General features: G+C 40.5%; 24 protein-coding genes and 1 riboswitch. Of the genes, 9 read left to right on the top strand and 15 right to left on the bottom strand.

What is annotated here, in order from left to right; genetic code table 11:
- Positions 1–42 precede the first annotated feature (42 nt).
- Entirely contained in the window at positions 43–189 is a 147-nt protein-coding gene (locus BMW45_RS28840; protein ID WP_330390764.1) for a hypothetical protein, read from the top strand.
- A gap of 120 nt (positions 190–309) precedes the next feature.
- Here BMW45_RS28840 and pgmB read toward each other — a convergent pair whose 3' ends face one another.
- Positions 310–966: a beta-phosphoglucomutase gene (pgmB, locus tag BMW45_RS16085; protein ID WP_092245692.1), complete on the bottom strand. Its 657-nt coding sequence runs from the start codon at positions 964–966 to the stop codon at positions 310–312.
- 117 nt (positions 967–1,083) lie between these two features.
- Here pgmB and BMW45_RS16080 point away from each other — a divergent pair, with 117 nt between their 5' ends.
- The gene (locus BMW45_RS16080; protein ID WP_092245689.1) at positions 1,084–2,094 is read left to right on the top strand and encodes a LacI family DNA-binding transcriptional regulator; all 1,011 of its coding nucleotides are present in this window, start codon (positions 1,084–1,086) and stop codon (positions 2,092–2,094) included.
- Between the two features lie 45 nt (positions 2,095–2,139).
- Here BMW45_RS16080 and BMW45_RS16075 read toward each other — a convergent pair whose 3' ends face one another.
- The 5 genes from BMW45_RS16075 to BMW45_RS16055 form a co-directional block, all read right to left on the bottom strand.
- The gene (locus tag BMW45_RS16075) at positions 2,140–4,311 is read right to left on the bottom strand and encodes a glycosyl hydrolase family 65 domain-containing protein (protein WP_092245686.1); all 2,172 of its coding nucleotides are present in this window, start codon (positions 4,309–4,311) and stop codon (positions 2,140–2,142) included.
- A 75-nt stretch (positions 4,312–4,386) separates the two neighbouring features.
- Positions 4,387–6,681 carry a glycoside hydrolase family 65 protein gene (locus BMW45_RS16070; RefSeq protein ID WP_092245684.1) on the bottom strand — a complete coding sequence of 765 codons (2,295 nt, stop codon included), beginning with the start codon at positions 6,679–6,681 and terminating at the stop codon, positions 4,387–4,389.
- Positions 6,682–6,684: 3 nt separating this feature from the next.
- Positions 6,685–7,563, bottom strand: coding sequence for a carbohydrate ABC transporter permease (locus BMW45_RS16065; RefSeq protein ID WP_025233926.1), 879 nt, complete (start codon positions 7,561–7,563; stop codon positions 6,685–6,687).
- A gap of 11 nt (positions 7,564–7,574) precedes the next feature.
- Positions 7,575–8,486 (bottom strand): carbohydrate ABC transporter permease, encoded by a 912-nt coding sequence (locus tag BMW45_RS16060; protein ID WP_242883068.1) that lies wholly within the window; start codon positions 8,484–8,486, stop codon positions 7,575–7,577.
- Positions 8,487–8,570: 84 nt separating this feature from the next.
- Positions 8,571–10,007 carry an ABC transporter substrate-binding protein gene (locus BMW45_RS16055; RefSeq protein ID WP_242883066.1) on the bottom strand — a complete coding sequence of 479 codons (1,437 nt, stop codon included), beginning with the start codon at positions 10,005–10,007 and terminating at the stop codon, positions 8,571–8,573.
- 296 nt (positions 10,008–10,303) lie between these two features.
- Positions 10,304–10,418: riboswitch (FMN riboswitch) on the top strand.
- 152 nt (positions 10,419–10,570) lie between these two features.
- On the opposite strand from BMW45_RS16055, the gene ribD reads away from it, so the two are divergent.
- From ribD to ribH, 4 genes are read left to right on the top strand one after another with little or no spacing between them, the layout of a single operon-like run.
- Positions 10,571–11,671, top strand: coding sequence for a bifunctional diaminohydroxyphosphoribosylaminopyrimidine deaminase/5-amino-6-(5-phosphoribosylamino)uracil reductase RibD (gene ribD, locus BMW45_RS16050; protein ID WP_092245681.1), 1,101 nt, complete (start codon positions 10,571–10,573; stop codon positions 11,669–11,671).
- Positions 11,653–12,291 carry a riboflavin synthase gene (locus tag BMW45_RS16045; protein WP_092245678.1) on the top strand — a complete coding sequence of 213 codons (639 nt, stop codon included), beginning with the start codon at positions 11,653–11,655 and terminating at the stop codon, positions 12,289–12,291. Before ribD ends, BMW45_RS16045 begins: the two co-directional genes overlap by 19 nt.
- A gap of 11 nt (positions 12,292–12,302) precedes the next feature.
- A complete protein-coding gene (locus BMW45_RS16040) occupies positions 12,303–13,502 on the top strand; it encodes a bifunctional 3,4-dihydroxy-2-butanone-4-phosphate synthase/GTP cyclohydrolase II (RefSeq protein ID WP_092245675.1) in 1,200 nt (399 codons plus the stop codon).
- A 25-nt stretch (positions 13,503–13,527) separates the two neighbouring features.
- The gene (ribH, locus tag BMW45_RS16035) at positions 13,528–13,998 is read left to right on the top strand and encodes a 6,7-dimethyl-8-ribityllumazine synthase (protein WP_092245672.1); all 471 of its coding nucleotides are present in this window, start codon (positions 13,528–13,530) and stop codon (positions 13,996–13,998) included.
- Here ribH and BMW45_RS16030 read toward each other — a convergent pair.
- The 4 genes from BMW45_RS16030 to BMW45_RS16015 all read right to left on the bottom strand — a co-directional run bounded on the left by BMW45_RS16030 (position 13,973) and on the right by BMW45_RS16015 (position 17,413).
- Entirely contained in the window at positions 13,973–15,250 is a 1,278-nt protein-coding gene (locus tag BMW45_RS16030; RefSeq protein WP_092245669.1) for an MFS transporter, read from the bottom strand. The genes ribH and BMW45_RS16030 overlap by 26 nt on opposite strands.
- 140 nt (positions 15,251–15,390) lie before the next feature.
- Positions 15,391–15,879, bottom strand: a complete 489-nt coding sequence (locus tag BMW45_RS16025; protein ID WP_025233934.1) for a MarR family winged helix-turn-helix transcriptional regulator — start codon at positions 15,877–15,879, stop codon at positions 15,391–15,393.
- Positions 15,880–15,984: 105 nt separating this feature from the next.
- Positions 15,985–16,515 (bottom strand): PadR family transcriptional regulator, encoded by a 531-nt coding sequence (locus tag BMW45_RS16020; protein ID WP_092245666.1) that lies wholly within the window; start codon positions 16,513–16,515, stop codon positions 15,985–15,987.
- A 49-nt stretch (positions 16,516–16,564) separates the two neighbouring features.
- Positions 16,565–17,413 carry a sialate O-acetylesterase gene (locus tag BMW45_RS16015; protein ID WP_092245662.1) on the bottom strand — a complete coding sequence of 283 codons (849 nt, stop codon included), beginning with the start codon at positions 17,411–17,413 and terminating at the stop codon, positions 16,565–16,567.
- A gap of 228 nt (positions 17,414–17,641) precedes the next feature.
- On the opposite strand from BMW45_RS16015, the gene BMW45_RS16010 reads away from it, so the two are divergent.
- The gene (locus BMW45_RS16010) at positions 17,642–18,595 is read left to right on the top strand and encodes a CatA-like O-acetyltransferase (protein ID WP_242883064.1); all 954 of its coding nucleotides are present in this window, start codon (positions 17,642–17,644) and stop codon (positions 18,593–18,595) included.
- 186 nt (positions 18,596–18,781) lie between these two features.
- Here BMW45_RS16010 and BMW45_RS16005 read toward each other — a convergent pair whose 3' ends face one another.
- Positions 18,782–19,231, bottom strand: coding sequence for a GNAT family N-acetyltransferase (locus BMW45_RS16005; RefSeq protein ID WP_051515292.1), 450 nt, complete (start codon positions 19,229–19,231; stop codon positions 18,782–18,784).
- 57 nt (positions 19,232–19,288) lie between these two features.
- Positions 19,289–19,501, bottom strand: a complete 213-nt coding sequence (locus BMW45_RS16000) for a winged helix-turn-helix transcriptional regulator (protein ID WP_330390763.1) — start codon at positions 19,499–19,501, stop codon at positions 19,289–19,291.
- A gap of 211 nt (positions 19,502–19,712) precedes the next feature.
- On the opposite strand from BMW45_RS16000, the gene BMW45_RS15995 reads away from it, so the two are divergent.
- Positions 19,713–20,249, top strand: coding sequence for a flavin reductase family protein (locus BMW45_RS15995; protein ID WP_025233940.1), 537 nt, complete (start codon positions 19,713–19,715; stop codon positions 20,247–20,249).
- Positions 20,250–20,379: 130 nt separating this feature from the next.
- Here the strand turns inward: BMW45_RS15995 and BMW45_RS15990 are convergent, their stop codons facing one another.
- Positions 20,380–20,901 (bottom strand): nitroreductase family protein, encoded by a 522-nt coding sequence (locus tag BMW45_RS15990; protein ID WP_092245655.1) that lies wholly within the window; start codon positions 20,899–20,901, stop codon positions 20,380–20,382.
- 321 nt (positions 20,902–21,222) lie between these two features.
- On the opposite strand from BMW45_RS15990, the gene BMW45_RS15985 reads away from it, so the two are divergent.
- The gene (locus tag BMW45_RS15985) at positions 21,223–21,726 is read left to right on the top strand and encodes a cupin domain-containing protein (protein ID WP_025233942.1); all 504 of its coding nucleotides are present in this window, start codon (positions 21,223–21,225) and stop codon (positions 21,724–21,726) included.
- Positions 21,727–22,026: 300 nt separating this feature from the next.
- On the opposite strand, the gene BMW45_RS15980 is transcribed toward BMW45_RS15985, so the two are convergent.
- Both BMW45_RS15980 and BMW45_RS15975 read right to left on the bottom strand, forming a co-directional pair.
- Positions 22,027–23,385 (bottom strand): 8-oxoguanine deaminase, encoded by a 1,359-nt coding sequence (locus BMW45_RS15980; RefSeq protein ID WP_092245652.1) that lies wholly within the window; start codon positions 23,383–23,385, stop codon positions 22,027–22,029.
- Positions 23,386–23,813: 428 nt separating this feature from the next.
- Positions 23,814–24,155 carry a phage holin family protein gene (locus tag BMW45_RS15975; RefSeq protein WP_092245649.1) on the bottom strand — a complete coding sequence of 114 codons (342 nt, stop codon included), beginning with the start codon at positions 24,153–24,155 and terminating at the stop codon, positions 23,814–23,816.
- Between the last annotated feature and the right edge of the window lie 94 nt (positions 24,156–24,249).

Raw genomic sequence — 24,249 nt, 5'->3', positions numbered from 1 at the left:
AATAAGGAATGTGCTCTCATTGTCTGTTGCGAAGATAAAGATATGCCAATGTTTGACGGAATCCGCTTTTCTTACAAGCAAACCACTGATTTACTTCAATGGAAGTCCGTGGGTGAGGTTTTGGTGCCATCGGTTGCTGCACCTGGGGATATTTACAAGACAAATGGGTTGGAACAGGCCATAGCATAGCAGATAAGTTCTAAGTCAGAAAGATGATTCTATCCCAGCCAGGCAAATTCCTGCCATAAAAAAACCTCCAAACTGAGTAATTCTCTCTTACATCAGTTTGGAGGTTTGACTATACTTAATCTAGTAGATATCTCCTAAAATCCCTATCCAGTCAATATCTGCCGCAAGACCGGGTACTGCATAATCTGCCTGCAGCTGTGCATGCTCTGGCCCGACTCCCAGGGTTTTCATATGTACTGCTTTTGCGGCTGCAATACCGGCCATGGAATCCTCTACTACAAGGCAATCCTCATTTTTTAAACCCAATTTATTTGCAGCAACTTCAAAAACTTCAGGATCCGGTTTCGACCTTGTAATATCAAGTCCGCAGCTTACCTTATCAATGTGAGAAAGAAGTCCTGTTCTTTTAAGAATGAGAGGTGCATTTCTGCTCACTGAACCTACACCGATTAATAAGCCTTTATTTTTTATCATTTTTAAACACTCGATAGCCCCAGGAAGGATCGCCTGCTCATCCAGCTTCTCTAAGAGTTCTTTATAATAATTATTTTTCCTCTCAGCAAACTCCTCTTTCTCATCCCGGGTATAAATCTTACTACCCTTTCCCAGCACCACTTCAAGAGATTCCATTCTGCTAACACCTTTTTGCTTCTTGTTATCTTCCTTTGTGAATGTATCAATTCCAAGTTCCTCTGCCAGTATCTTCCATGCTTTAAAGTGCAATTCATCCGTAGAAACCAATACTCCATCTAAATCAAAAATCACTCCGAGAATCATAATTATCTCTCCTTATATTTTTGGGGTCACTCATTTCATCTGTACAATCTCTTTCAATTATGCTAAACTATTACTAATTCAGTTTAACATTAAACTTACGGAAGAAAGGAGCATAAAATGGCCACAATAAAAGATATTGCACAGGCTGTAGGGGTAAGCTGCACCACCGTCTCCAATGTGATTCATGGAAGGGCCGGGCGTGTATCAACAGAGACCATTACCCTTATTAATGAAGCCATCGATCAATTGGGTTATGTTCCAAATATGTCCGCCCGTGCTCTTGTGTCTAGCTCCTCTAAAGTCATCGGGATGATCAGTCACCTGACTTCAAATAAAAAAGAAAGTATCGTAGAAGATCCCTTTCATTCTGCCTTTATAGGTTCCATTGAAAAAACCTTAAGGGAAAACGGTTATTATCTAATGCTCCGTACCGTGGAAACCACTTCCGATTTAATGAATTTTCTTCATAACTGGAATGTTGACGGTCTTTTTTGTACCGGTGTTTTTCAGGATGAATTTTTTGAAGCACTTACCAAACTTAAAATACCCGTGGTATTAATCGATAGCTATGTAGCTCATCCGAATATCTGCAATGTGGGCCTTCAGGACTATAACGGTGGATATACCGCCACCAAATATCTCATAGACAAAGGTCATAAAAATATTGCATTTGCCTCTCCTCCCATCAAAAAGAAGGGCGTTGTTGACGAACGTTTTCAGGGTTATAAAAACGCTCTGGCGGATGCTTCCATTCCTTTTCGTAAAAATCTGGTTTTTGAACAGGAGCTTGATACGGCAACAACTATAACCCTTGGCACACAATTAGCAGCCAGAAAAGATATAACAGCCATATTTGCTACAGCGGATATTTTGGCCGCGGGAATCATGGCAGGTCTTAAACAAGCCGGTAAAAGGGTCCCTGAAGATTTTTCTGTCATGGGTTTTGATGATATTAACCTGTGTCAGCTTACATCACCAACACTTACCACTATTCATCAGGATGCTCCTTTAAAGGGCAAACTGGCTGTTTACTTCCTCATGGATAAGCTTGATAACAAACCGATAACAGACAATGAGATCATTCTTCCAATTCATCTTGTTGAAAGAGAAAGTGTGATATCACTCTGATCTTAGTAAGAAGGGAATGTTAAAACGCATTCCCTCTCCTTATTTTTATCTGATTTTTTCTACCTGCGCTTCATCCTTAGTTACAGTAATCTGATACAAATCTCCCAGATAATAAACCTTAAAGCTTAATCTGATCCAGGCGGCCGGAAGCCGGGAGGATACTTTTAGCTTTCCGTCCTCGATCCGCAGACCGGCAAACCCTTCCACTGCAGTCATATACGCTCCGCCGCTGGCTGCTGGATGGGTGCCGCCGATATAGATAAGTCCGGCCCATTGCTTTCCGCCGTCTCCAAGATCTGCTCCGGCTGACTTGATAAAGAAGGGATAGGCTTTATCCGCCATACCGCATTTGCAGGCAAGCATGGAATACATGCAGGCACTTAAGGAAGAACCGTGTTCCGTCCTGGGTTCATAATAAGTCCAGTTTTTATAACGTGTTTCAGCATCATATTCGTCGGAGAATAGATTGATCATGGTTACAACATCCGCCTGCTTTATGATCTTGGTATGGGATGCCACGCCATAAGCTCCTCCCCAGTATTCTTTTTCGTGAAGAAGCCTTTCCTTAATCTCAGCGATTGAAACTTCCTCCAGTTGCTCGTAGCCGTCAAACTGTTCAATAATACCGGATTTTTCGTCGGGCGCTGGGATGTAAAGATGTTCTGCTGCATCCTGCAGTCTCTCTAACAGCTCTTTCTTCTGTAATGAATCTTTATTTGCTTCTTTCATTTCTTCTATTAGAACTTCAACTGCTGCATCAAAGGTATACTTAGCCATTCGGTTTGTATAAGCATTATTGTTTACTCTCTCATGATACTCATCTGGACCGATTACATCCCAAAGTTCATAACGCTCATCTTTGATTCTCTTGATCAAAAGGCTGTAATAGAACTTCGCACATTCCAATATTACTTCTGCCCCGCCCTCTGACAGCAAATCTCTTTTTCCGGTAAATAAGGTATAACGCATAATACCGTAAACCACTGCTGCCGATATATGGATCTGCTTATCCTTAAAATAAGTTCTCATGGGACGGCCGGTAAATACATCAGTTACATTGTAATCAGAGCAGGCATCATATCCACCCTCCTGACTCTCCCACGGGTAAAAAGCACCGTCAAACCCGTAGCTTTCAGCTTTCTTTTGGGCACCGGGCAGCGTATCAATCCGGTATTTTAACAGCGTTTTCGCTATTTGTGGCTCTGTAAAGAGGAAAAAATCCAGCATAAACATCTCAGTATCCCAGAATACCGCTCCCTTATAGGTCTGACCTGATAGCCCTCTGGCTGCGATGGACAGGCTTTCAGAGTGTCTTGGCGCAATGCTGTGGAGATGGTAAAGAGAATAGTTAAGAGCTTCCATTGCCTCATCGTCTCCTTCAATTGATACTTCTGATACCTTCCATTTCTCTTCCCAGTTGTTTTTATGGTCTGACAGCAGCTTTTCATATCCAGCTTCCTTTGCTTTCAGTGAAAGCTTTTCTGCTTCTGACTGATAGTTCTCACCGTCTTTGCTGGTATAAACAGCTATGTATTTATAAAATCTATACTGCCCACCGGCTTTTAAAGGGATACTGATGCGCCGCATTACTTTTCTGTCACCATTGCTGACCATCTGATCTGTCTTCTCAGGAAGCCCAATGGCCTCAATCACGGCCACATGATCCTGATTCTCGTGTGTAGTACCAAATGTATACAGGCATTCATTCAAAGAACCGGTATCTATGCTGTCATAATGGGGACCGTTAATATCCCAAACATCACCGTCAATACCTGTTATAATCTCAGCCTCTCCGTCAAAGGAAGGAGTAAGCGTTACCATTAAGGCGATCAGGTGTTTTTCTTCCATACTTGCAAATCTTTCCGTCTGTAACGATATGCATCCTTTTTTCGTCTGAAATATAGTCTCACGGCTAAATAGTCCATGTCTGTAGTTCAGACTCATCTTATGGGACAGCCACTCCTTTTTTAGCAGGCTATATTCTTCCCCTTCGACCAGAAGTCTGGTATATAGGCCATTGGGAGCATTTAAAGGTTCTCTCCATCCATTTGCCCGATCATAAATACCTGCAAGATTTATCGCGGGAAACTGTTCTTTTGTGTACTCCTCCAGGGTTCCCCTGATTCCCATATAACCATTGCCGGTTAGAAATTTATTTCCCAGATTCGTTGCTTTCCGGGGATCATATCCATTCTCTTCGATCTTCCAGCTAATCATGTATCATTCCTCTCATTCTGCCGCTTAAACAGCATAAAATCTAATGGAATGAGCCGCCATAGGGCGGCTCATTACCTAACGGATTATAGGGATTACCACTTCTTCCTGACCTATGGCATATTCTTTTTCATAAATCAGAACCTTAATGCTGCTTCCTTTCTTAGAGGATATTCTCATTTGATCCTTGTCAATGGCAACGAATAAGATATCTCCTTTCAAATGCACCCGAAAGGAGTATCCTTCCCACTGCTTCGGCAAAGAAGGAGCAAAGGTCAATTCTTTCCCGTCAGATCTCATTCCTCCGAATCCGTATACAATATTCATCCAAGCGGCTGCAATGGAAGTAGTATGCAGTCCTTCCCCGGTATTTCTGTTATAATTATCAAGATCCATTCTGGTTGCAAAACCAAAGAATTTATATGCTTCCTCCTCTTTTTTAAGCTGAGAAGCCAAAATAGAGTGGACCGATGGGGAAAGTGAGCTTTCATGGATACATCTGGGTTCATAGTAGTTATAGTTACTCTCCAACTGATCCCTGGTAAAATCTTTGTTGTAAAGAAGCATCAGCATTAAGACATCCGGCTGCTTTAACATGTTATTGCGGTATATCCTGTCATAGCTCCAATGGTGGTAAAGAGGAAATTCTTCCACAGGTATTTTATCAACGTCAATCTGAGGAAGATTAAAATATCCCTCATGCTGTTCAAAAATTCCTGTTTCTTTCTCATAAGGAATGTACATATTTTCTGCTATCTTACGAAAGTTCTCAATTTCTTTCTCTGTCAGGTCCCTGTCCTTAGTGACAGCACCATAGATGTCAGGTGCCGTTTCAGAGCATCTCTTTAATACATTCAAAGTATATTCCAGGGTTTTCTTCCCCATATAATTGGTATAGCAGTTATTATTTACCATCATCTGGAACTCATCCGGTCCCATGACTCCATAGAATCCGTACCGGGTACCGTCACCGCTCCAATTCCCTCTGGAAGCCAGCATTCGGCTGACCTCAATCAGAATCGGAAGACCCTTTTCAAAAATAAATCCGTTGTCACCTGTAATATTCTCATAATGCCAGTAACCATAAGCGACTGCTGTGGATGCCTGCAGCTGAAGGCTTGCATGCTGCCAGAGAGAACAGCATTCCCTTCCTGTTATGGTAGCAATAGGATAGAAGGCCCCTTCACAGTCAAGTTCTTTCGCCCTGTCCATGGCTTCTGAAAGAGTCAGATAACGGAACTCCAGCAAATGCTTCGCTGCCTGTGGATTGTTAAAGATATAAAATGGCAGACAGTACGCTTCTGTATCCCAGAATGTATTGCCGCTGTAAGCTTCTCCTGTTAATCCTTTCGCACCGATGATCGTTCCCTGATCCGCACCGTGATACGTCTGATGCAGCTGGAAGATACAGTATCTGATCCCCTGCTGGTTCCGCTCATCTCCTTTTATCTCTATATCAGATTCCTGCCAGGCTGCATCCCACCATGCAAGTGTATCCTCTTTCAATTTGTTATAAGTAAATGCATTTAAAACTGCTGCATTCTCTTCACATTTCTTTTTAAAAGCTTTCTTATCAGACTCTGTTGTACCCTTCCTGCTGATATTTCTGATAATCTTGGTGAATTCCAATTCTTTACTTTCTTCAAGAGAAAGTGTGAATTTTCTGACGTATCGTTTCTCTTCCTGTTCATCTTCCCTGTTTACATAATCGCAGAGGAATTTACAGCTAACGAAAAGAGACTGATCTGTACCAATGGTAGTTCCAAGCATACTGATTGTATTTTCATCTGCTGACTTAGACACGACATTCCACATATTGCGTCCAGTCATTTGATGAATCCCGGTAAAATTAATGCCGGAATGAAGCGTTATTTCTCCTGAAAAGTTAAGAGGAGTTATGATTATCTTCTGCGCTGCAGACTCAGCTTCTTTCATAGACAGGAAGCGTATGAATTCAAGTCTTATTTCCTTGCCGCTTGTTAATATCCATAGATAGGATCTGGTCAGAATGCCACTTTTTAAATCTAATTCCCTGTAGAAGTCTTTAAACTGTACCGTGTTTAAATCTAATAATTCTCCGTCTGCTTCTATTCGGGTGTATAACCAGTCTGCAGAATTTACAATGAACTCTGTTTCGTCTACAATACCTTTGTAACTTGATTTTTCAAGCTGCGTCCTTTCATAAATGCCGTTAAAATAATACCCCATAAGACTGTCGCCGGAATACCCTTCCTCAAAACTGCCTCTGGTGCCCATGTATTCATTACCCAGTGAAAAAATAGATTCAGAAACCAAGGCATAGTCCTTGTTAAATCCCTCTTCGGTAATTTTCCACGGATGTACCTTATAATAAAAATCTGCTGATTTTGCCATATTCTACCCCTTTAATGCTCCTGCTGCTGCACCTTCTGTTATTTGTTTTTGGAATAAAGTAAATAATACGATAGGAGGTATTATTGAGAATGCTACCGCTCTTAATATCTCTACGTCCGTTGCATTGGAAGTGCGGAACATAAACAGTCTTACCATAACCGTTTCCTTACCGGAACCATTAAGAACCAGATAGGGAAGAAGGAAATCAGACCAGGCAGCATTAATTGCAAAGATAACCACTACCACAACAATGGACTTTGACAGGGGAAGCACGATTCTGGCAAACGTCTTTAAATAACTGCATCCGTCTAACTTAGCTGCTTCAATTAATTCCTGGGGCAGACTTTCAAAGAACTGTTTAAACAATATTACATAAAATGCATTGGCTCCAAATGAAAGCCAAAGTGGTAAAAAGGATTGATTCAATCCGATTCTGTTAATGTTGACAAATAAAGCTACAACACTGGTTGTGGCGGGAATCAAAAGACTCCACATAACCAGTCCGAAAACGATTTTATGTCCCTTTGGCTTTATAATGCCAAGTACATAAGCAATAAGACCATTAAAAATAACAGCACTTACAACACTGCCTAACACAGAAGTAAAAGAGTTTATATAAAACTTACCGAACTTTAAATCATTCCAGGTCTTTATATATGTACCAAAATCAAAATTGGAAGGCAGAAGTGTTGCGCTTCTTCTAAACTCCTTAATATCCTTAAAGCTCGCTAAGAATACCCATAAAAGAGGAAACAAAGAAGCGATGACTATGCCAATGCATAACAAATAGATAACGATAAGCAAAGTTCTGGTGCGTTTGGAATGAAGGTCATAAAAACGGACGACTCCGTCTTCTTTTTTTCTATAACTGTCAAATAACATTCAAATCCCCCCTAATCTTCTTTTGACGCGGTGAATTTAAAATACAAACCGCTTAGAATAATTAAAACAATGCTCATCATTACGGATAATGCAGCCGCAATGGGATAATTAAAATCCCTGAAGGCGTAATTATATACCAATTGCATAATCGAAATACTTGCATTATTAGGCCCGCCATTGGTCATAACAAGCGGTTCATAAATAATCTGGAAGACTGCAATAATTTGAAGAATCAGTAATGTCTTACCAAGAGCAAAAATATTTGGAATGGTAATATAACGCATCCTGTTTATAATTCCTGCACCATCTATGGTGGCTGCCTCATAAAGCTCAGGATTGATGTTGGATATGCCTGCCATATAGATAAATGCAGTAGAACCGGCACCTTTCCAGGTCATCACAGCTACAATTAAAGGAATCGTCCACTTAGGATTAGTAAGCCATATCTGCGGTGCTGCCCCGATTTTATCCAAAAGAATGTTTAAAACACCGGTATTGCCGGGGCGGAAAAAGAAGCCCCACATCAAAACCATGGCAAGACCCGGCATAACATTAGGGAAATATATTCCAACACGGAAAAAGCTCTTTAAACACGTTGTTTCTGTTATGAGAATTGCCAGTACGATAGGTACAAAGAACCCGATGATCAAGGACCATAAAATATAGACAAATGTATTGGAAAACGCCGCAAGAAAGTCCGGGTGTTTCAAAACTTTCGCATAATTCTGAAGGCCCACAAACTCCTGAAGACGAATTCCTTTCGCTGTATAAAGAGAGAGTCGGATACTTTCAATCAATGGCTCCCACACAAAAAATGCAAATAACAGGATTGTAGGCAGCATGATAAACCATCCCGTCAGATCTCTTCTTTTTAGCCCCGTCCAAGGTTTCTTATTTGCCAGTTTATGTTTTATTTCAGCCACGTTATCTGCCCTCCTTATGTTTTAATGTCTTATCAAAGCTGATGGGCATCTTGCAAAAGATCCCCATCAGCCTGATTGCTATATTTATTTGTTAACTTTTTGGTCTAACATCTCCTGATAGTTATCGTTTGCTGTTTTCATAAGTGATGGAATATCCGCATTCTTATCTGTGATGACTGCCTGAAGAACTTTTGTGAGTTCCGCATATAAATCCTGTGCGGAACCGGGCTCTTCGGCTCTTAAGTTGCCATTCGTTTTGATAATATTAAAGTAGTCGTTGTAAAGCTTCATATCAACGTTACTATATTCTTCCGTTACTGCCGTTTCCGCATCTAAAACTTTCTGATCGACCCAGCAGGGGAAACGGGGAATTACAGGTACATTGTTATTAACTTTGTTCTGATCATCCGCTTTCATGCCGGCAATCGCTACATCTGTTGCAACAGGTGCTTTCCCCATAATCTCAAGGTAATCAAGAGCAGCATTAATCTGTTCCGGTGTTGCATCCTTTGAAAACATATAAGGTGTACCCCCAGATAAGGAGTATTGTCCTTTCGGTCCTGCCGGAATGGGAACGATCGATAACTTATCAACAGGAAGACCGTTAACCTGTGTCGGCTGGTTTACGGCATCGTTAGCAGCCATATACATAGCAGCTGTTCCGGTTCCTAACGCACCGAAACCAGTCCCCCAGTCTTCATTGGTTGGATCAGCAGTAAGTACGTCATAATCCCATTTTAACGATTTCACATATTCCATAGCTGCAATCGCCTCAGGACTATTTACATTAGCAGCATATTTTCCGTCTTTTAAAAGTGTAAATGTTGCCCCAAATCCCCAGGCAATGTTGCTGAAGTGCCACCCGCCTGCACCATCTTTCGCTAAGAGGCAAAAACCTGCCTGACCAGTCTTATCTTTGATTATCTTAGCTGTTTTAGCTAGTTCATCCCAAGTCTTTGGATACTGGGGATATCCGTTTGCATCAACTAAGCCGGCTTCTTCAAAAAGCTCAACATTAAGCATCAGACCAAGTGCGTATCCATCACGGGGAAGTCCATAGATCCTGCCGTCTTTGGAAAGCATATCACGGATAGAAGGATTCATTGCTGCATCCCAGCCCCTGGCTTTTAATTCATCTGTAATATCAGCCACAAAGCCTCCATTAATTAACTTCTGGGGCTCTGTAAACCAAGTATCAAAAATAGTAGGCAGATTCCCTGACTCTGCTAAGGATACGAACGTATCCGTTGCGTATTTGTAATATGCAGGAATCACTTCTACATTAGGGTGAGCCGCATTGAAGGTTTTTACATATCCTTCATGAAGCTTAACATCATCAGTTAATGTATCTTCAGGCCAGATACCAAGCTTGATCTGGAACTTCTCAACAGGCGCCCCCGCTGCTGCTCCCTCTGTAGATGCTGCCACTGCAGACGTTTCGTTTTTTTTGCATCCAACTAACGTTGTTGCGACCAGCAGTAAGCACATAAGCATACTGACAAGCCTTTTCATTTTTTTCATAAATCTTCCCCTTCCTTTGAAATGCTTTTATGTAGTTTTACGTTAAACTTGCATCGCAGTATGTTATGTATTGTTGATTTAACGTTAAACCTATTATAGCAGTTGTGAATTTTGTTGTCAATGAGTTTTAATTATTATTTATTATTGTATATATTGCATTAAACGACATAATATTTGAACTGATACCATAGGTTTCATACTGCTGCTTTTGGCTTATTCAAGCACTTAATGCAAAATAGCATATATATTTCTAGTTGACAAATGAAAAACACATAGTATAATGAGTTTTAATTGAATAATATCTTCAGGGCAGGGTTCAATTCCCTACCGGTGGTAAAGCCCACGAGCCGCAAGGCATGATTCGGTGTAATTCCGAAGCCGACAGTATAGTCTGGATAAAAGAAGATGATAAGTCACAGTATCTCTGTGTATATGTAAATTTGCTCTGGAACTAGTTTTTTGTTCCAGAGTTTTTTTATTTTAGTATATACCCTTCTGTACACGTGATTTTTATATGCCTTGAACGACTTTGTTCAAGGCATTTTGTTTTTTGGAGGTGTTGTATGACTGATACAGAATACATGCGATTAGCTTTACAGCTTGCAAAGAAAGGATGTGGTTGGACAAATCCAAATCCCATGGTGGGGGCAGTGATTGTAAAGGACGGTAAGATGATTGGTCAGGGATATCACCAGAAGTACGGGGGCCTTCATGCGGAACGCAACGCCCTGGCCAGCTGCGAGACATCGCCGGCGGGGGCAACCATGTATGTGACACTGGAGCCTTGCTGCCATACTGGAAAAACACCCCCCTGCACCGACGCGATCCTGGAAAGTGGTATCCGGCGTGTAGTAATCGGCTCTTGTGACCCGAACCCGCTGGTAGGGGGGAAAGGCATTGAGCTGTTGTGTTCCAGTGGAATCGAAGTCACAAAAGGAATTTTAAAAGATGAATGTGACGCATTAAACCAAAGCTTCTTTCACTACATCCAAAACAAAACACCTTATGTGATCATGAAGTACGCCATGACTCTGGATGGGAAGATTGCGACACGTACTGGAAAATCCCAATGGATCACCGGTGAAGCGGCACGGCATCGTGTTCATGAGGACCGGCACCGCTATTCTGCCATTATGACAGGGGTTGGCACCGTCCTTGCAGATGATCCGCTGCTGACCAGCCGGCTGGAGAACAGTAGAAACCCGCTCCGCATCATCTGTGACACCCATCTTAAAACGCCCCTAAGCGCAAAGCTTGTTACTACAGCAGGCATGACCGCTACCCTCCTTGCTACGGCAGACACGGATCTTGACAAGCATCGGCCATATCTGGAAGCAGGCTGTAACATTTTGGTACTTCCTGAAAAGGAAGGGCATATTGATCTAAACTGCCTTATGAAAGCTCTGGGCGAAAGAAAAATTGACAGTGTATTACTGGAAGGAGGCGGTACTTTAAACTGGTCTGCCCTGCAATGCGGAATCGTCAACAAAGTACAGACCTACATCGCCCCTAAGCTGTTTGGAGGCAGCGGGAAAACCCCGGTAATGGGCCTTGGAGTAGACAGCCCGAACCAGGCGTTTCATCTAAGCAAGCCGGTCATCTCATGGGTGGAGGAGGATCTTTTATTGGAAAGCGAGGTAATCAGGTGTTCACAGGAATTATAGAAGAAATCGGCAGAATACAAACCGTCCGCAAAGGTGCAGAGTCCTCTTCTATCTCTGTTCAGGCAAAGAAAATCATGCAGGAGGTCCGCATTGGGGACAGTATCGCTGTCAACGGCGTGTGTCTCACGGTTACAATATTTTCTCAGAGCGGATTTACTGCCGATGTTATGCACGAAACCTTTAACCGCTCCTCTCTCGGAAGTTTACCAACGGGTAGTCCTGTCAATCTGGAACGTGCAATGCCGGCTAACGGAAGATTTGGGGGGCATATTGTTTCAGGCCATATTGATGGTACCGGAACGGTTTCTGCCATTGAAAAAGACGATAATGCCGTCTGGTATACGATCAAAACCACCCCTGGCATTCTGCGGTATATCATTGAAAAGGGATCTGTTGCGATAGACGGAATCAGTCTTACCGTTGCAAACGTAGGAAGAGACTACTTCCGCGTTTCTATCATACCCCATACTGCATCAATAACTACTTTGTCACATAGACGCGTTGGCGACAGGGTCAATCTTGAGAACGACTGCATCGGTAAATATGTGGAACGGCTGATGGGCATACAGCAATCCAAACATAATATCACCGCCGAATTTCTTACAAAATATGGATTTTAGGAGGAATTAAAATGGTTCAATTTAACACCATAGAAGAAGCACTGGAGGATCTGCGGCAAGGAAAAATTGTTCTGGTGACAGACGATGAAAACCGGGAAAACGAAGGAGATTTTATTTGTGCCGCTGAATTTGCTACCACGGACCATGTGAATTTTATGGCAATCCATGGCAAAGGTCTCATTTGCATGCCAATGAGCGCAGAGTTATGTAAAAAGCTGAAGCTCCCTCAGATGGTCTCTGATAATAATGATAACCACGAAACGGCCTTTACTGTATCCATCGATCATGTCGGTACCACCACCGGAATTTCAGCAGCAGAACGCAGTCTTACTGCCATGAAATGCGTGGAGGACAACGTAAGGCCGGAAGATTTCCGCCGGCCCGGTCATATGTTCCCTCTTCTTGCAAGAAAAAATGGCGTTTTGGAGCGTAACGGACATACCGAAGCTACGGTGGATCTCATGCGGCTGGCCGGATTAAAGGAATGCGGTCTGTGCTGCGAGATCATGCGGGAGGACGGAACCATGATGCGCACGCCGGAATTAATAACACTGGCAGAAACGTGGGGGCTAAAAATAATTACCATAAAAGCCTTACAGGAGTACCGCAAAAGAAAAGATAAACTCGTTGAACAGGCTACCTGCGCGGATCTTCCCACAAAATACGGTGATTTCAAGGTTTATGGGTACATCAATAAGCTAAACGGTGAGCATCATGTGGCGCTAGTAAAGGGTGAGATCGGTGATGGCCTAAATCTTTTATGCCGTGTTCATTCCGAGTGCCTTACCGGCGACGCGTTCGGCTCTGAGCGCTGTGATTGCGGACAGCAGTTTGCTGCGGCAATGACACAAATAGAGAAGGAAGGCCGCGGAATTCTACTATATATGCGCCAGGAAGGCCGCGGAATTGGATTGATCAATAAACTGCGGGCCTATGCCCTTCAGGATAAGGGTATGGATACTCTGGAAGCAAATCTCGCCCTTGGTTTTGATGGGGATATGCGGGAATATTTTATCGGTGCGCAGATTCTGCGTGACCTTGGGGTAAAAACATTGCGTCTGCTCACAAACAACCCGGACAAAGTCTATCAGCTTTCCGGCTTTGGGATAGAGATTACAGAGAGAATTCCCATCCAGATGGATGCTAACGCTAATGATCTGTTTTATCTAAAAACCAAGCAGGAAAAGATGGGACATATTTTGAATTATTAATATATTTTTTAAAGGAGAGCTTAGAATGAAAACATTTGAAGGAAAACTCGTATCAAAGGATATTAAAATCGGCATTGTTGCTGCACGTTTCAATGAATTTATAACTGGAAAATTACTAAGCGGTGCCTTGGATGGACTAAAGCGCCATGAGGTCAGTGATGACAGCATAGACATCGCATGGGTTCCCGGAGCCTTTGAAATTCCGCTGATTACCTCTAAAATGGCAAAAAGCGGGAAATATGATGCGGTGATCTGCCTTGGTGCAGTCATTCGCGGCAGCACATCTCACTACGATTATGTGTGCAACGAGGTGTCCAAAGGCATTGCCAGTATATCCTTAAGCAGTGATATTCCTGTTATGTTTGGTGTGCTGACCACAGAAAACATTGAGCAGGCCATTGAGCGTGCCGGCACCAAGGCCGGCAACAAAGGCTTTGACTGTGCGGTCGGAGCCATTGAAATGGTCAACCTCATCCGTGAGATTGATGCCCGTTAAGGCCACTCTGATCCATTCCATAAAACATGGGGCGGGTAAAGACACTAATTCCTAACATGATCAAGGCAGCCATATAAAAAGGAAGGTATGTACTGCTTCCGATCTTTTCAAACACAATACCATAGAGGAACTGTCCAAGAGGATTCGTACACATGCAAATACACATAACACAGGAAATGACTTTCCCTGTTAATTCTTTTGGCGTTAATATCTGAAGATATGTCATTACCTGTATTTGGAATAATGTTGACAATACCAACATCAGAGAACACCCCATAAGCAAAACAATATAAATCTCCATTGGCCCTTTTAGAACCTGAAGTGCAGCCCCTCCTAAAAGAATGGAAAGCGCACATCCCATTAAGAGAAATGGACTTGTCTTTGATTTTAGTTTCTTAGAAAATACTCCGGCGAGCAGACCACCTAATATGCATCCGGCAGCGATGGTACCTTGCGCAAATCCATATAACCGATTGGCAGTATTAGGGGCAAACCCCAAACGCTGAGTAATTAGAACTGGAACTCCTATTAAAACCAGAGAAGTCAAAAAAAGATTGATAGAAGCAAATATTAATGACAGCTTCCACAAAATCGGCTGCTCCTTAAACATAAAACCAAAACTTTCTTTTAAGTCGTTGAAGCCGGTAATGATTATATTTCCTTCTGCCTGCCTTTTTTCAAATGGAATATGAATAAAAATCTCCATTACGGCAGCCAGGAAAAAGCAGCCGATACTTACATATAGAATCGGCACTAACCCAACAATGGAAAATAATATACCGCCAATAACCGGCCCAACCATACCGGCCAGTGAGCTTATTAAATCAACAATGGAATTAGCCTGCATGATATTTTCTGTATCTACCAGAACAGGTACGCTTGCCTTTACTGCCGGCTGATATGCACCCTGTATACCGTACAGGATTATCATTGTTATTGTCATAAGCGGAACAACATCTATTTTCCCTACCATCAGACAAAACAGGGAAATAAGTAATGCTGTGCTAAAATCCAGAATCACCATGATGTTTCTCTTGTTCACACGGTCAGCAATGATTCCTCCTACAGGAAACAGGAATAGCATCGGAATAAAAGAGCAGGCCAGAATTGTCCCAAACAAAACAGACGAACCCGTTTGATTTAACAAGTAAAGAGGTAGGGCATATCTTAAAATCTGATTACCAAACAAGGAAATGACCTGACCGATTGCAACAAGTATAAAATCTTTTGATAATATCGCTATCGTTTGCATAATTATTTATTCTCCTTTCGCGGCACCTTTTGTGTCCTCGGAAACATACTTTATCACTTTTTTGGGTCCTTGTCAACAATAATAGTGACAAAAAAGCAGCCCGCTCTCTATAGAGCCGGGCTGCCTGTGGTTTCACATAACTATAGTTTATCATAGCATTCCGTCTTAATATCTACACCTAGTTTTTTTATTTCCGCATCCAAATGCTTATTATATTTTTCAGCAAAACCAATCATGCTGTCTAATTGTTTCTCAGTTACATGATCAAATACGGCCTTATCCCGTTCTTGGAACTCTTTGTGCAGTTCCTCGTGGACTTTGTAAATTGCTTTCCCTTGTTCCGTAAGCTTAAAATAAATTTCTTTCTTGTTATCAGGCCTCTGATAGCTTTCGATAAGGCCTTTTTCTATGAGTTTTTTCGTTATTTTACTTATGCCGCTTCTGGTCATATAAAAGGTCTCTGCAAGCTTTGTCACGTTGGAATCTTCACTTTTTCCGATGTATTCAATGCAATGTATTTCAGAAGGCTTATAATCCTTAAGGCTCTCTTTCATCTTATACCCATCAAGCCAGATCTTCTTGCTAAATAAGTCCCAGAAACCAGCTATGACCTGCTCTTCTTTTTTCATGGCCTATCCTCCCACCCATTGGTGTATTAACAATATTATACTGAAAATATGTTTCTATTTCAACATCATAAAGGAATTGATTTATAAATAAAAAAGCCCTTGCATTTATACATCTTTGGATCTTATTTCATTTAACAGTCCTTCAAACCATTCAACATTTACTAAATGGTGAGCAAGTGAATTATTCAACATGTGTTTAAAATAGGCAGGATTCCTATCATCTTGTTCAAGGGATTTTTCTAGTAGAGTAATCTTCTCTCTGGTTTGCATGATTTGCATGTTTAATAATTGAATAAAATCCTCTGTTTTATATTCATTGGCAAACAACATGGTTGTATAAAATGATAAATTTACATACTCTGTCTTCGAACCATACTGATACATTAATTTCTCAAATTCTTTATTTCCCAATTCAGTAATGATATAATTGTGCGTTTCCCTGGTGCGGTCGCTCTTGTCAACTTCCACTTTTTTAATAAGTTGTTTTTCTTCTAATTGTTGAAGATTGTAATAAAAGGATCCTTTTGTAAAGTTCACTATATATTTGTAATGATTTTCTTCCATTAGAGCTAATAATTCGTAACCATAAGAACCTGGATTTTGCTTCAATAAGCCTAATATTAATAGCGGTATCAAGAGTTACCTCCTTTGCTTATAACATACTGACAGCCTTTTCATTAAAAGGTTAATCATTGCTGATTTGTGTGAGTTGAGATTGGAATTCCTCAAACGACATTTTTCCTGATGCAAAATCCTTGCTTATGATATAGATCTTTTCAATTTTTGTATGAGTTCTGGTGTCGTTACGTTTTATCAGTTCATTTTCATTCACTAATGGCTCCATTATATGCTGCCTTTTATCAAACGCTTCAAAATATCTTAAACCAAATTTTCTTTGGGAAACTGCATTAATATGGATCCCATCTGGATTAGAAGTTAAACCTGCAGCGGTAACGAAGTAACAATTGTCTTGCTCAAGGGCAAATTTCTGCAATTCTTGATTGATATAATTATATTCCGAGCAGCTTTTTCCAAACCCTTCTTTACCTAAGAAATCTCCTAACCCGCCAATGATCAGAGGAATATTGGGAGAATTCAATTCTTTCCTAAGAGTTTCAATGATTGAAAGTAATTTTTTATAATAAACTTTATAATTTCCATTGGTACTATCACTTTCCCCCTGATGCCATAAAATTCCTGTCAGCTCACTATTCTGGACTGCAAATTTAGCTTCATTCACTGCATGTTTAAAAAGCACCTCATCGGTAGCCCATTCATCAAGAGTGCTTCCGCCCTCAGCACAAGGAATCAATCCAATGGTATCCTTCTCATTTACCTGGCACCATGCGTCTGCAAAGGATGCTGCAAGGCTTATTCCCGAAACAGGACGGTCATAGTTGATGGGTTCCGTCATCATCTGCCATCTGCCATTGCGCAGCATCTGTATCCTTTCATTAAAAATAGGGGATACTTCGTGAATAAATCCCCGACCAGCCATATTAGACTGTCCTAACATTAAAAATGATTTAACCATTTTTTTACCCTCTTTTTCAATATCGTACTATAGTCATGTGATCTGATTAGACTATATATTTTTATCTTAGTCTAATTAGACTATCTTGTCAACTTCTATTGCAATGATGGAAGAACTCTACGGAGCGTTTATTGAAAAACCAAATATCAGGGGTTACAATAGTTCGTGGGGAGATCATTACATTTAATATAGATGATACGAAAATGAATTGAAAAGGAGAAAATGAATTTGGATAAAATTAAAATAGATAAATTTCTTGATGATCAAGGTAAAATTACGCAATTACCACAAAAGCAATCCACCAGAGCTGCAACGCTCTGTTATCTGGCGGAAAAATTTGAATCAGACCGCAATTATACAGAAAAAGAAGTAAACTCCATCTGTGAAGATTGGCATACGTTCGGGGATTATTTCATACTCAGGCGGGAACTGATTGACAATGGTTTATTATGCCGTGAGCCAAACGGATCACGTTATTGGAAACCCAAAACCGATCTGCTGAATAAAACAGATAAAGAATTACGATTAAATACTGCCTTTCATCCTATTGATTTTGATAATTGGGACAGGAAACAATATTTTTATTATTTTACTAAGATGTTACCTACCGGTTTTTCCATTAGTGTTGATGTAGACATCACCAACACCTTTAACATGATAAAAAAGCAAAACAAAAAGTTCTTCCCTGCTTATTTATATCTGGCTTCAAAACTAATCGCTGAGCAGCAGGAGTTTCGTATCTCCAATTTAAATGATCAGCTGGGATATTATGAGGTTTTACATCCCTCTTATGCATGCTTCCATGAAGACGACAAGACGATGTCAAATATGTGGACGAAGTATGACCCCAATTTTGAGACTTTCTATCATAATTACATGGAAGATCAAAAAAAATATGCAGATAACCATGGGATATTGGCAAAGCCTGATAATCCACCCCAGAATAGCTTTATGATAGGTATGCTGCCATGGATAAAGTTTACAAGTTATACACCGGTACCTTATGCCGATATCAATAATTACTTTCCGGTAATACAGGCAGGGCAATTTTTTGATAGAGAAGGAAAAAAAATCATGCCTCTTTCCATTACCGTTCACCATGCTGTGGCTGACGGATATCATGTGGGGTTATTTCTAGAAAAGTTCAAGACTGGTATCGCTGCCCCCGAAAGCTGGTTGTAGTTACTGCAATTATATTAATGCGATTGTGAATGGTGAATTGGCAACAGCAACAAAAAAATATGCAAATCAATGGGTATGCAGGTAACTAAAAAGATGTGTATTACCAAAACAGGCGGGCCTATGGCAAATGTCACAGACCCGCTATTATTTACGATCTGTTATTTTTACTTTTCCAATTCCTGATTTTCACTCCTCATTATAGGGACTACTATACTTCATTAAAAAATATAACCCCTCATTACCCATTTCTTCTTTTTCATTTTTCCAATTATGCGCTTTATAGTAATCGAAGGCCTTAGTATTTTCTTTCACACATTTTAAAGTTAATGGCAGTCCTACCCTTTTAGCGGCTTCATTAATAAGAGCTGTTCCAACACCTTTGCCTTGAAAGTCTTGAAGTACAAATAAATTATGAATAAATTTATCTGGTACCCAAATTGATACAAACCCAACTAATTTATTATTTATAAATGCAGCCAATATTAGCTCATCTTTAGTGCTTTCATCATAATCTGACAATTTCAGCTCTTTTGGTTCTATCCAGTGAAAAGTATCTTTACGTACCGTAAAAAATAACTCTCGCAATTCCTCATGATTTGATTGTTTGGCTTCTAAAATTAAAATATTATCTTTCATTTATAATCTCCGTCGTATGTCCTGATTTATATGTTCATATAGTTTTTACGTATTATATTATTCCACAAACTGATGTCCCCATTTACACATTGCGTCTAGCACCGGCATAAGGGACTCCCCTTTATCCGTCAGCTGGTATTCTACCTTAGGCGGTACCTGTGGATATTCTTTCCGAATGATTAATCCATCAGCTTCAAGTTCCTTTAATTGATTACTGAGCATTTTATGGGTGATATTTTTGAGAACCTTTTTTATCTCACTATACCTCATCACTTTACGGTGCCATAGCCAGAATAGAATATGCATTTTCCATTTTCCCCCACTAAAGACAATGTATATTCAAATGGCTTGGAATAGACCTCTTCTTGTTGATCCATTCTAACTCTCCTTTTTCATAGTATCTAACCTAAAAGTGCATACTTGCTAATATAATTATCCTATCATAATATAATAATTATAAAATGACAAGGAGGATCACACAATGAAAAAAGAAATTGAAGTATTTGATTATACCAATGAGATTATGAAAGCACTAAAAACAGGTGTTTTGTTAACCACAAAGGCTGATGACAAAGTGAATTCTATGACAATTTCCTGGGGTACCCTGGGAATTGAATGGTCAAGGCCGATCTTTACTGTTTTCGTTAGAGAGAATCGTTTTACAAAATTTCAACTGGAAAAAAATCCTGAGTTCACGATAAATATACCATATGGCGATTTTGACAAAAAAATCTTAGGGGTTTGCGGGACAAAATCCGGTCATTCCACTGATAAAATCAAAGAACTTAACCTGACGCTTGAAACACCCAATACCATTTCTGTTCCTGGTATTAAGGAACTTCCTTTAACGCTTGAGTGCAGGGTTGTATATAAGCAAAAGCAAGATGAGCATGAAATTACCGAAGAATACAGAAACGCATTTTACCCGCAGGATGTAGACAGTTCATTCCACGGTGCAAACAAAGATTTTCATACCGCTTATTACGGAGAGATTCTAAGTGCATATATGATCGAATAATATCAATATCAGGCCTGTTTTTGTGCGTATGCGGCCAATATTATATAGCTTTCAGGCATGACTAAAACCTCCTGTCGTATTCTAATCCTACGACAAGAGGTCTTTTGGGGCAATATCCATCTTATTAGATTTAAAATTTGTTGTAATGAAGCTTTTGATATGGCAGCGTACGTTCTTCATATGGCTTTTTCTCCTCTGCAGGATAGCCAATGGCAATCATACATTCAACACTATATTGCTCAGGTATTTCCAGTACTTCTCTTATATAATCTCCTGCTGTCTTCTGTTCTGTATGGAATCTCTCTCTTACTTGAATCCAACACGACCCAAGATCTAAATCCTGTGCCGTCAATTGAATAATCGCTGCCGCTATGGACGTATCCTCAATCCATACGTCACTTGAACCTTTATCCGCTAATACTGCTATTGCCAAAGGAGCACCTGCTAAAAACTGAGAACCAGGGTCTCTGCAAAGAGAGAGCTGGCGGATCAGATCCGCATCGGTGACGGCGATAAAATGCCAGGGTCTGATGGACCGGGATGACGGAGACAGCAGGGCACTTTTAAGAATCACATTAATTTTTTCTTTTTCAACTTCCTTATTTTGAAACTTTCTAATGCTTCTCCTGGATTTTAAAATGTCAAATAGCATAAATTGTCCTTTCTATGTGCTTTGCGTTTATTACCTTATTAATTTTATCCCTACATATGAAGAAAGTCAATGATACAAACACCTTATACTGCCATCTGCAGTCAGGAGGTATTCTTATCTTTATCAATGCACAGATATTATTTCATTGTATTTAGTATGGAATCCATTACAATTTTTAACTGCTGCAATACAGGCTCTTCCATACCGAGTTTTTTTCATCTCCTCTACATCTTATTTTAAATGTATCATTTGTAGAATTAAATTTACATATCCAAATAATAAGATATAATAAAATAAGAAAAAATTGAAAGGAGTATCACTATGCATACAGCAGATTATTTTATTAAAAACTTGAACATGACAGCACATCCGGAAGGTGGGTTTTACAAAGAAATTTATGCGTCGGAAGAAACTATAACATCAAAAGAGTTAAAGGTTGACTTTGAAGGTTCACGAATACTTTGGACAAGTATCTATTTTTTACTCAGGGACGGAGAAGTATCTAATTTTCACAGACTAAAATCAGATGAAATGTGGTACTATCATTCGGGTTCTCCCCTGACGATTTATATGATCAGCCCAAAGGGAGAGTTTTTCACCGAACAGCTGGGACTTGATATTGAAAATAATGAAAAACCTCAAGTATTGGTGCCAAAGGATTATATATTTGGTTCCGCTATGAATAATAAAGGATATGCATTAGTGGGCTGTATGGTATCGCCAGGATTTGAATTTAAAGACTTTGAGTTATTCAAAAGAAGTGAGTTGATAGAAAAATATCCTCAGCATCAGCAGATCATTCTTAAACTGACTTCCAATGAATAAATGTTGACTTCGATGATCATATTTATTGGGTTTTAAAGCGTCCGAAACTTTGGGCCTTAAAAATCAGACTTAAGATCCGTAATACTTCTTCTTTTGGTACTCCCTGAGCGCATAAAATTACATCTTGGTTTATTCTGCAGCTCTTATTATAGCAAAGATTTACTTGACTGTTCTATACGATTCTCCAGTATTTTGCCTATTGTAAGGGCTGCGGACAAAACAACCTAAAGGCAGCCCCTACAATCAGTTCTTCCTTGGCAATCATGGCGAACAAATCTGTTCAGTGATGCAGGAAATGTTTCAGTTATTTAAATAGTCAGCTACGGCCTCATTTGCTTTCCGAACCAAATTCTCTTCGTCCATTCGCACCAGCCGGCCTTCTTTCACAACAATATTGCCATTTACAACCGTATAGTCCACACTGCCCTTAAGCCCTACCGTGCTCAAAATCGACATTGGATCAAACTGAGCGCCTATCATATCAATACGGTTTAAATCGACCAGGAAAAAATCCGCCGCCATACCTGCAGAAATTTCTCCTAAATTTTCCCGGCCCAGCACTCTAGCACTTCCCTTGGTTGCGATTTTCAGCATATCATATCCGCTAGGTGCCTTCCGGCTGTCATTTAGCCTGTGGAGAAGGTAGCCCACTCTCATTTCTTCCAGAAGATTGGAGCCGTCGTTGCTGGCTGATCCGTCCACAGCCAAGCCTACAGGGACATCCAGATTAAGCATTTCCGGGATGGAAGCAATGCCTGAAGACAGCTTCATGTTGGAGATGGGACAATGAGCTACACCTGTCTGAGTTCTGGCCAAAAGCTCCAGTTCATCCTCGTTAAAATGAATCCCGTGGGCATACCATACATCAGGGCCGACCCAGCCCAGGCTTTCCATATATGCTAAAGGCCGCATACCGAAGTGAGAAAGGGTAAATTGTTCTTCATCCTTTGTCTCTGCCAAATGAGTGTGTAGTCTTACCCCCAGCTTTCTGGCCAACTTTGCCGATTCCTTCAAAAGTTCCCCGGTCACACTGAAGGGGGAACAGGGAGCCAATGCCACCTGGCGCATGGAATAAGGGCTGCCATCATGGAATTTTTTCACAGCAGCTTCGGAATCCTTTAAAATCTCATCCACTGTCTGGACAACGGAATCCGGCGGCAAACCGCCGTCCTTCACACTCAAGTCCATACTGCCTCTTGTGGCGTGAAAACGGATGCCAAGCGCCTCCGCTGCAGAAAACTGGGCATCCAATAGCCCTGTTCCAGCATGCTTTGGGAACACGTAATGATGGTCCAAACAGGTGGTACACCCTGTTTTTAACAGCTCCCCAAGTCCTGTAAGGGAACTGTAATAAACCACGTTCTCATCTACGTGCTTCCAGATTTCATATAAAGTTTTTAACCACGGGAATAATTCCATCCTCTGAACCTGAGGCAAATTACGGCTGAAGGTTTGATATAAATGATGGTGAGTATTAATAAGTCCCGGATACATCACCATATTAGATGCGTCGATCACATCATCAGCTGTTTGTTCATTGCTGCCGACTTCGGCTATTACACCGTTCTTTATCAGCACATTCACTCCCTCCAGCAGTCTGTCATCAGCGTCACATGTCACAAGATGTTTTACATTCTTTACAAGCAGGGTTCCTTTCATCATTACCTCCTGGTATTAAATACATAACAAGCTTTGTTTCATAGACTATATGACTGGTGTACTGCCGGCGGTTCGGGTGGCCACGAAACACCCTCATACGCTAATCGGTATATATGATACCAGCAGTATGCCGCGTGTTCCCAGCTACGTTTTAAACAGCTATATAGATATGATTTTTTCAAAGAACAATTGATACTCTGTTATTATATTGGTTTTCTTTTTATTATTCAATGTTAATTATATAATAATTATTAGAATTATTTTTGTGTAAAAATCACAATTATTCAGTTTATTGCAGTCTTCTCCCACCGACTTTAGTTGCAGAACGTAATAAAGAAGAGGATACTCCAAAATCATTTCCGGACTATCCTCTTCTTTTCTTCGATTTTAATATTACCATATGCCTCTTACACCTGTAACCTATCAATTTATCCCTTATTCATATCCCTGAGCAGATGATTAAAGATAGCAATGATAAAGGCAGCCAGAAGTGAATTAAGAAAGCCGCCCATGCTTATGTCTGCTACAAATTGATCTGCAATCATAATCGTCCAGGCATTCACAATAAAACTGAATAATCCTAAGGTCAGTAAGTTGACCGGCAGTGTAAACAACAGCAGAATCGGCTTTAATATAAAGTTTACTACCAACAGTACCAATCCCATAATAAGAAGTGCCGGGATGCTGCCAATATAAACCGAGTGTGATACATATGACATCAGATATATGGTTAATACGATTGATATATATTTTATGAACGGCTTCGTCATTTTTACCTCCAATAGACATGCTTTACCTGATTTTAATTAATACTTTGACTTTGTCTGTTGTGACATCGACAAGATTATATGGTTCATCCTCGGA

It is taken from the genome of Lacrimispora sphenoides, assembly GCF_900105215.1.
In the GTDB taxonomy this organism is placed as follows: Bacteria; Bacillota; Clostridia; order Lachnospirales; family Lachnospiraceae; genus Lacrimispora; species Lacrimispora sphenoides_A.
This window is presented reverse-complemented; position numbering and strand designations above follow the sequence as displayed.

Bases quoted from the DNA above. Each gene is read 5' to 3' on its own strand.
- BMW45_RS28840 (WP_330390764.1), top strand. From the start codon at position 43: ATGCCAATGTTTGACGGAATCCGCTTTTCTTACAAGCAAACCACTGAT.
- pgmB (WP_092245692.1), bottom strand. From the start codon at position 966: ATGATTCTCGGAGTGATTTTTGATTTAGATGGAGTATTGGTTTCTACG.
- BMW45_RS16080 (WP_092245689.1), top strand. From the start codon at position 1,084: ATGGCCACAATAAAAGATATTGCACAGGCTGTAGGGGTAAGCTGCACC.
- BMW45_RS16075 (WP_092245686.1), bottom strand. From the start codon at position 4,311: ATGATTAGCTGGAAGATCGAAGAGAATGGATATGATCCCCGGAAAGCA.
- BMW45_RS16070 (WP_092245684.1), bottom strand. From the start codon at position 6,681: ATGGCAAAATCAGCAGATTTTTATTATAAGGTACATCCGTGGAAAATT.
- BMW45_RS16065 (WP_025233926.1), bottom strand. From the start codon at position 7,563: ATGTTATTTGACAGTTATAGAAAAAAAGAAGACGGAGTCGTCCGTTTT.
- BMW45_RS16055 (WP_242883066.1), bottom strand. From the start codon at position 10,007: ATGAAAAAAATGAAAAGGCTTGTCAGTATGCTTATGTGCTTACTGCTG.
- ribD (WP_092245681.1), top strand. From the start codon at position 10,571: ATGACTGATACAGAATACATGCGATTAGCTTTACAGCTTGCAAAGAAA.
- BMW45_RS16040 (WP_092245675.1), top strand. From the start codon at position 12,303: ATGGTTCAATTTAACACCATAGAAGAAGCACTGGAGGATCTGCGGCAA.
- ribH (WP_092245672.1), top strand. From the start codon at position 13,528: ATGAAAACATTTGAAGGAAAACTCGTATCAAAGGATATTAAAATCGGC.
- BMW45_RS16030 (WP_092245669.1), bottom strand. From the start codon at position 15,250: ATGCAAACGATAGCGATATTATCAAAAGATTTTATACTTGTTGCAATC.
- BMW45_RS16025 (WP_025233934.1), bottom strand. From the start codon at position 15,879: ATGAAAAAAGAAGAGCAGGTCATAGCTGGTTTCTGGGACTTATTTAGC.
- BMW45_RS16015 (WP_092245662.1), bottom strand. From the start codon at position 17,413: ATGGTTAAATCATTTTTAATGTTAGGACAGTCTAATATGGCTGGTCGG.
- BMW45_RS16005 (WP_051515292.1), bottom strand. From the start codon at position 19,231: ATGAAAGATAATATTTTAATTTTAGAAGCCAAACAATCAAATCATGAG.
- BMW45_RS16000 (WP_330390763.1), bottom strand. From the start codon at position 19,501: ATGAGGTATAGTGAGATAAAAAAGGTTCTCAAAAATATCACCCATAAA.
- BMW45_RS15995 (WP_025233940.1), top strand. From the start codon at position 19,713: ATGAAAAAAGAAATTGAAGTATTTGATTATACCAATGAGATTATGAAA.
- BMW45_RS15990 (WP_092245655.1), bottom strand. From the start codon at position 20,901: ATGCTATTTGACATTTTAAAATCCAGGAGAAGCATTAGAAAGTTTCAA.
- BMW45_RS15985 (WP_025233942.1), top strand. From the start codon at position 21,223: ATGCATACAGCAGATTATTTTATTAAAAACTTGAACATGACAGCACAT.
- BMW45_RS15980 (WP_092245652.1), bottom strand. From the start codon at position 23,385: ATGAAAGGAACCCTGCTTGTAAAGAATGTAAAACATCTTGTGACATGT.
- BMW45_RS15975 (WP_092245649.1), bottom strand. From the start codon at position 24,155: ATGACGAAGCCGTTCATAAAATATATATCAATCGTATTAACCATATAT.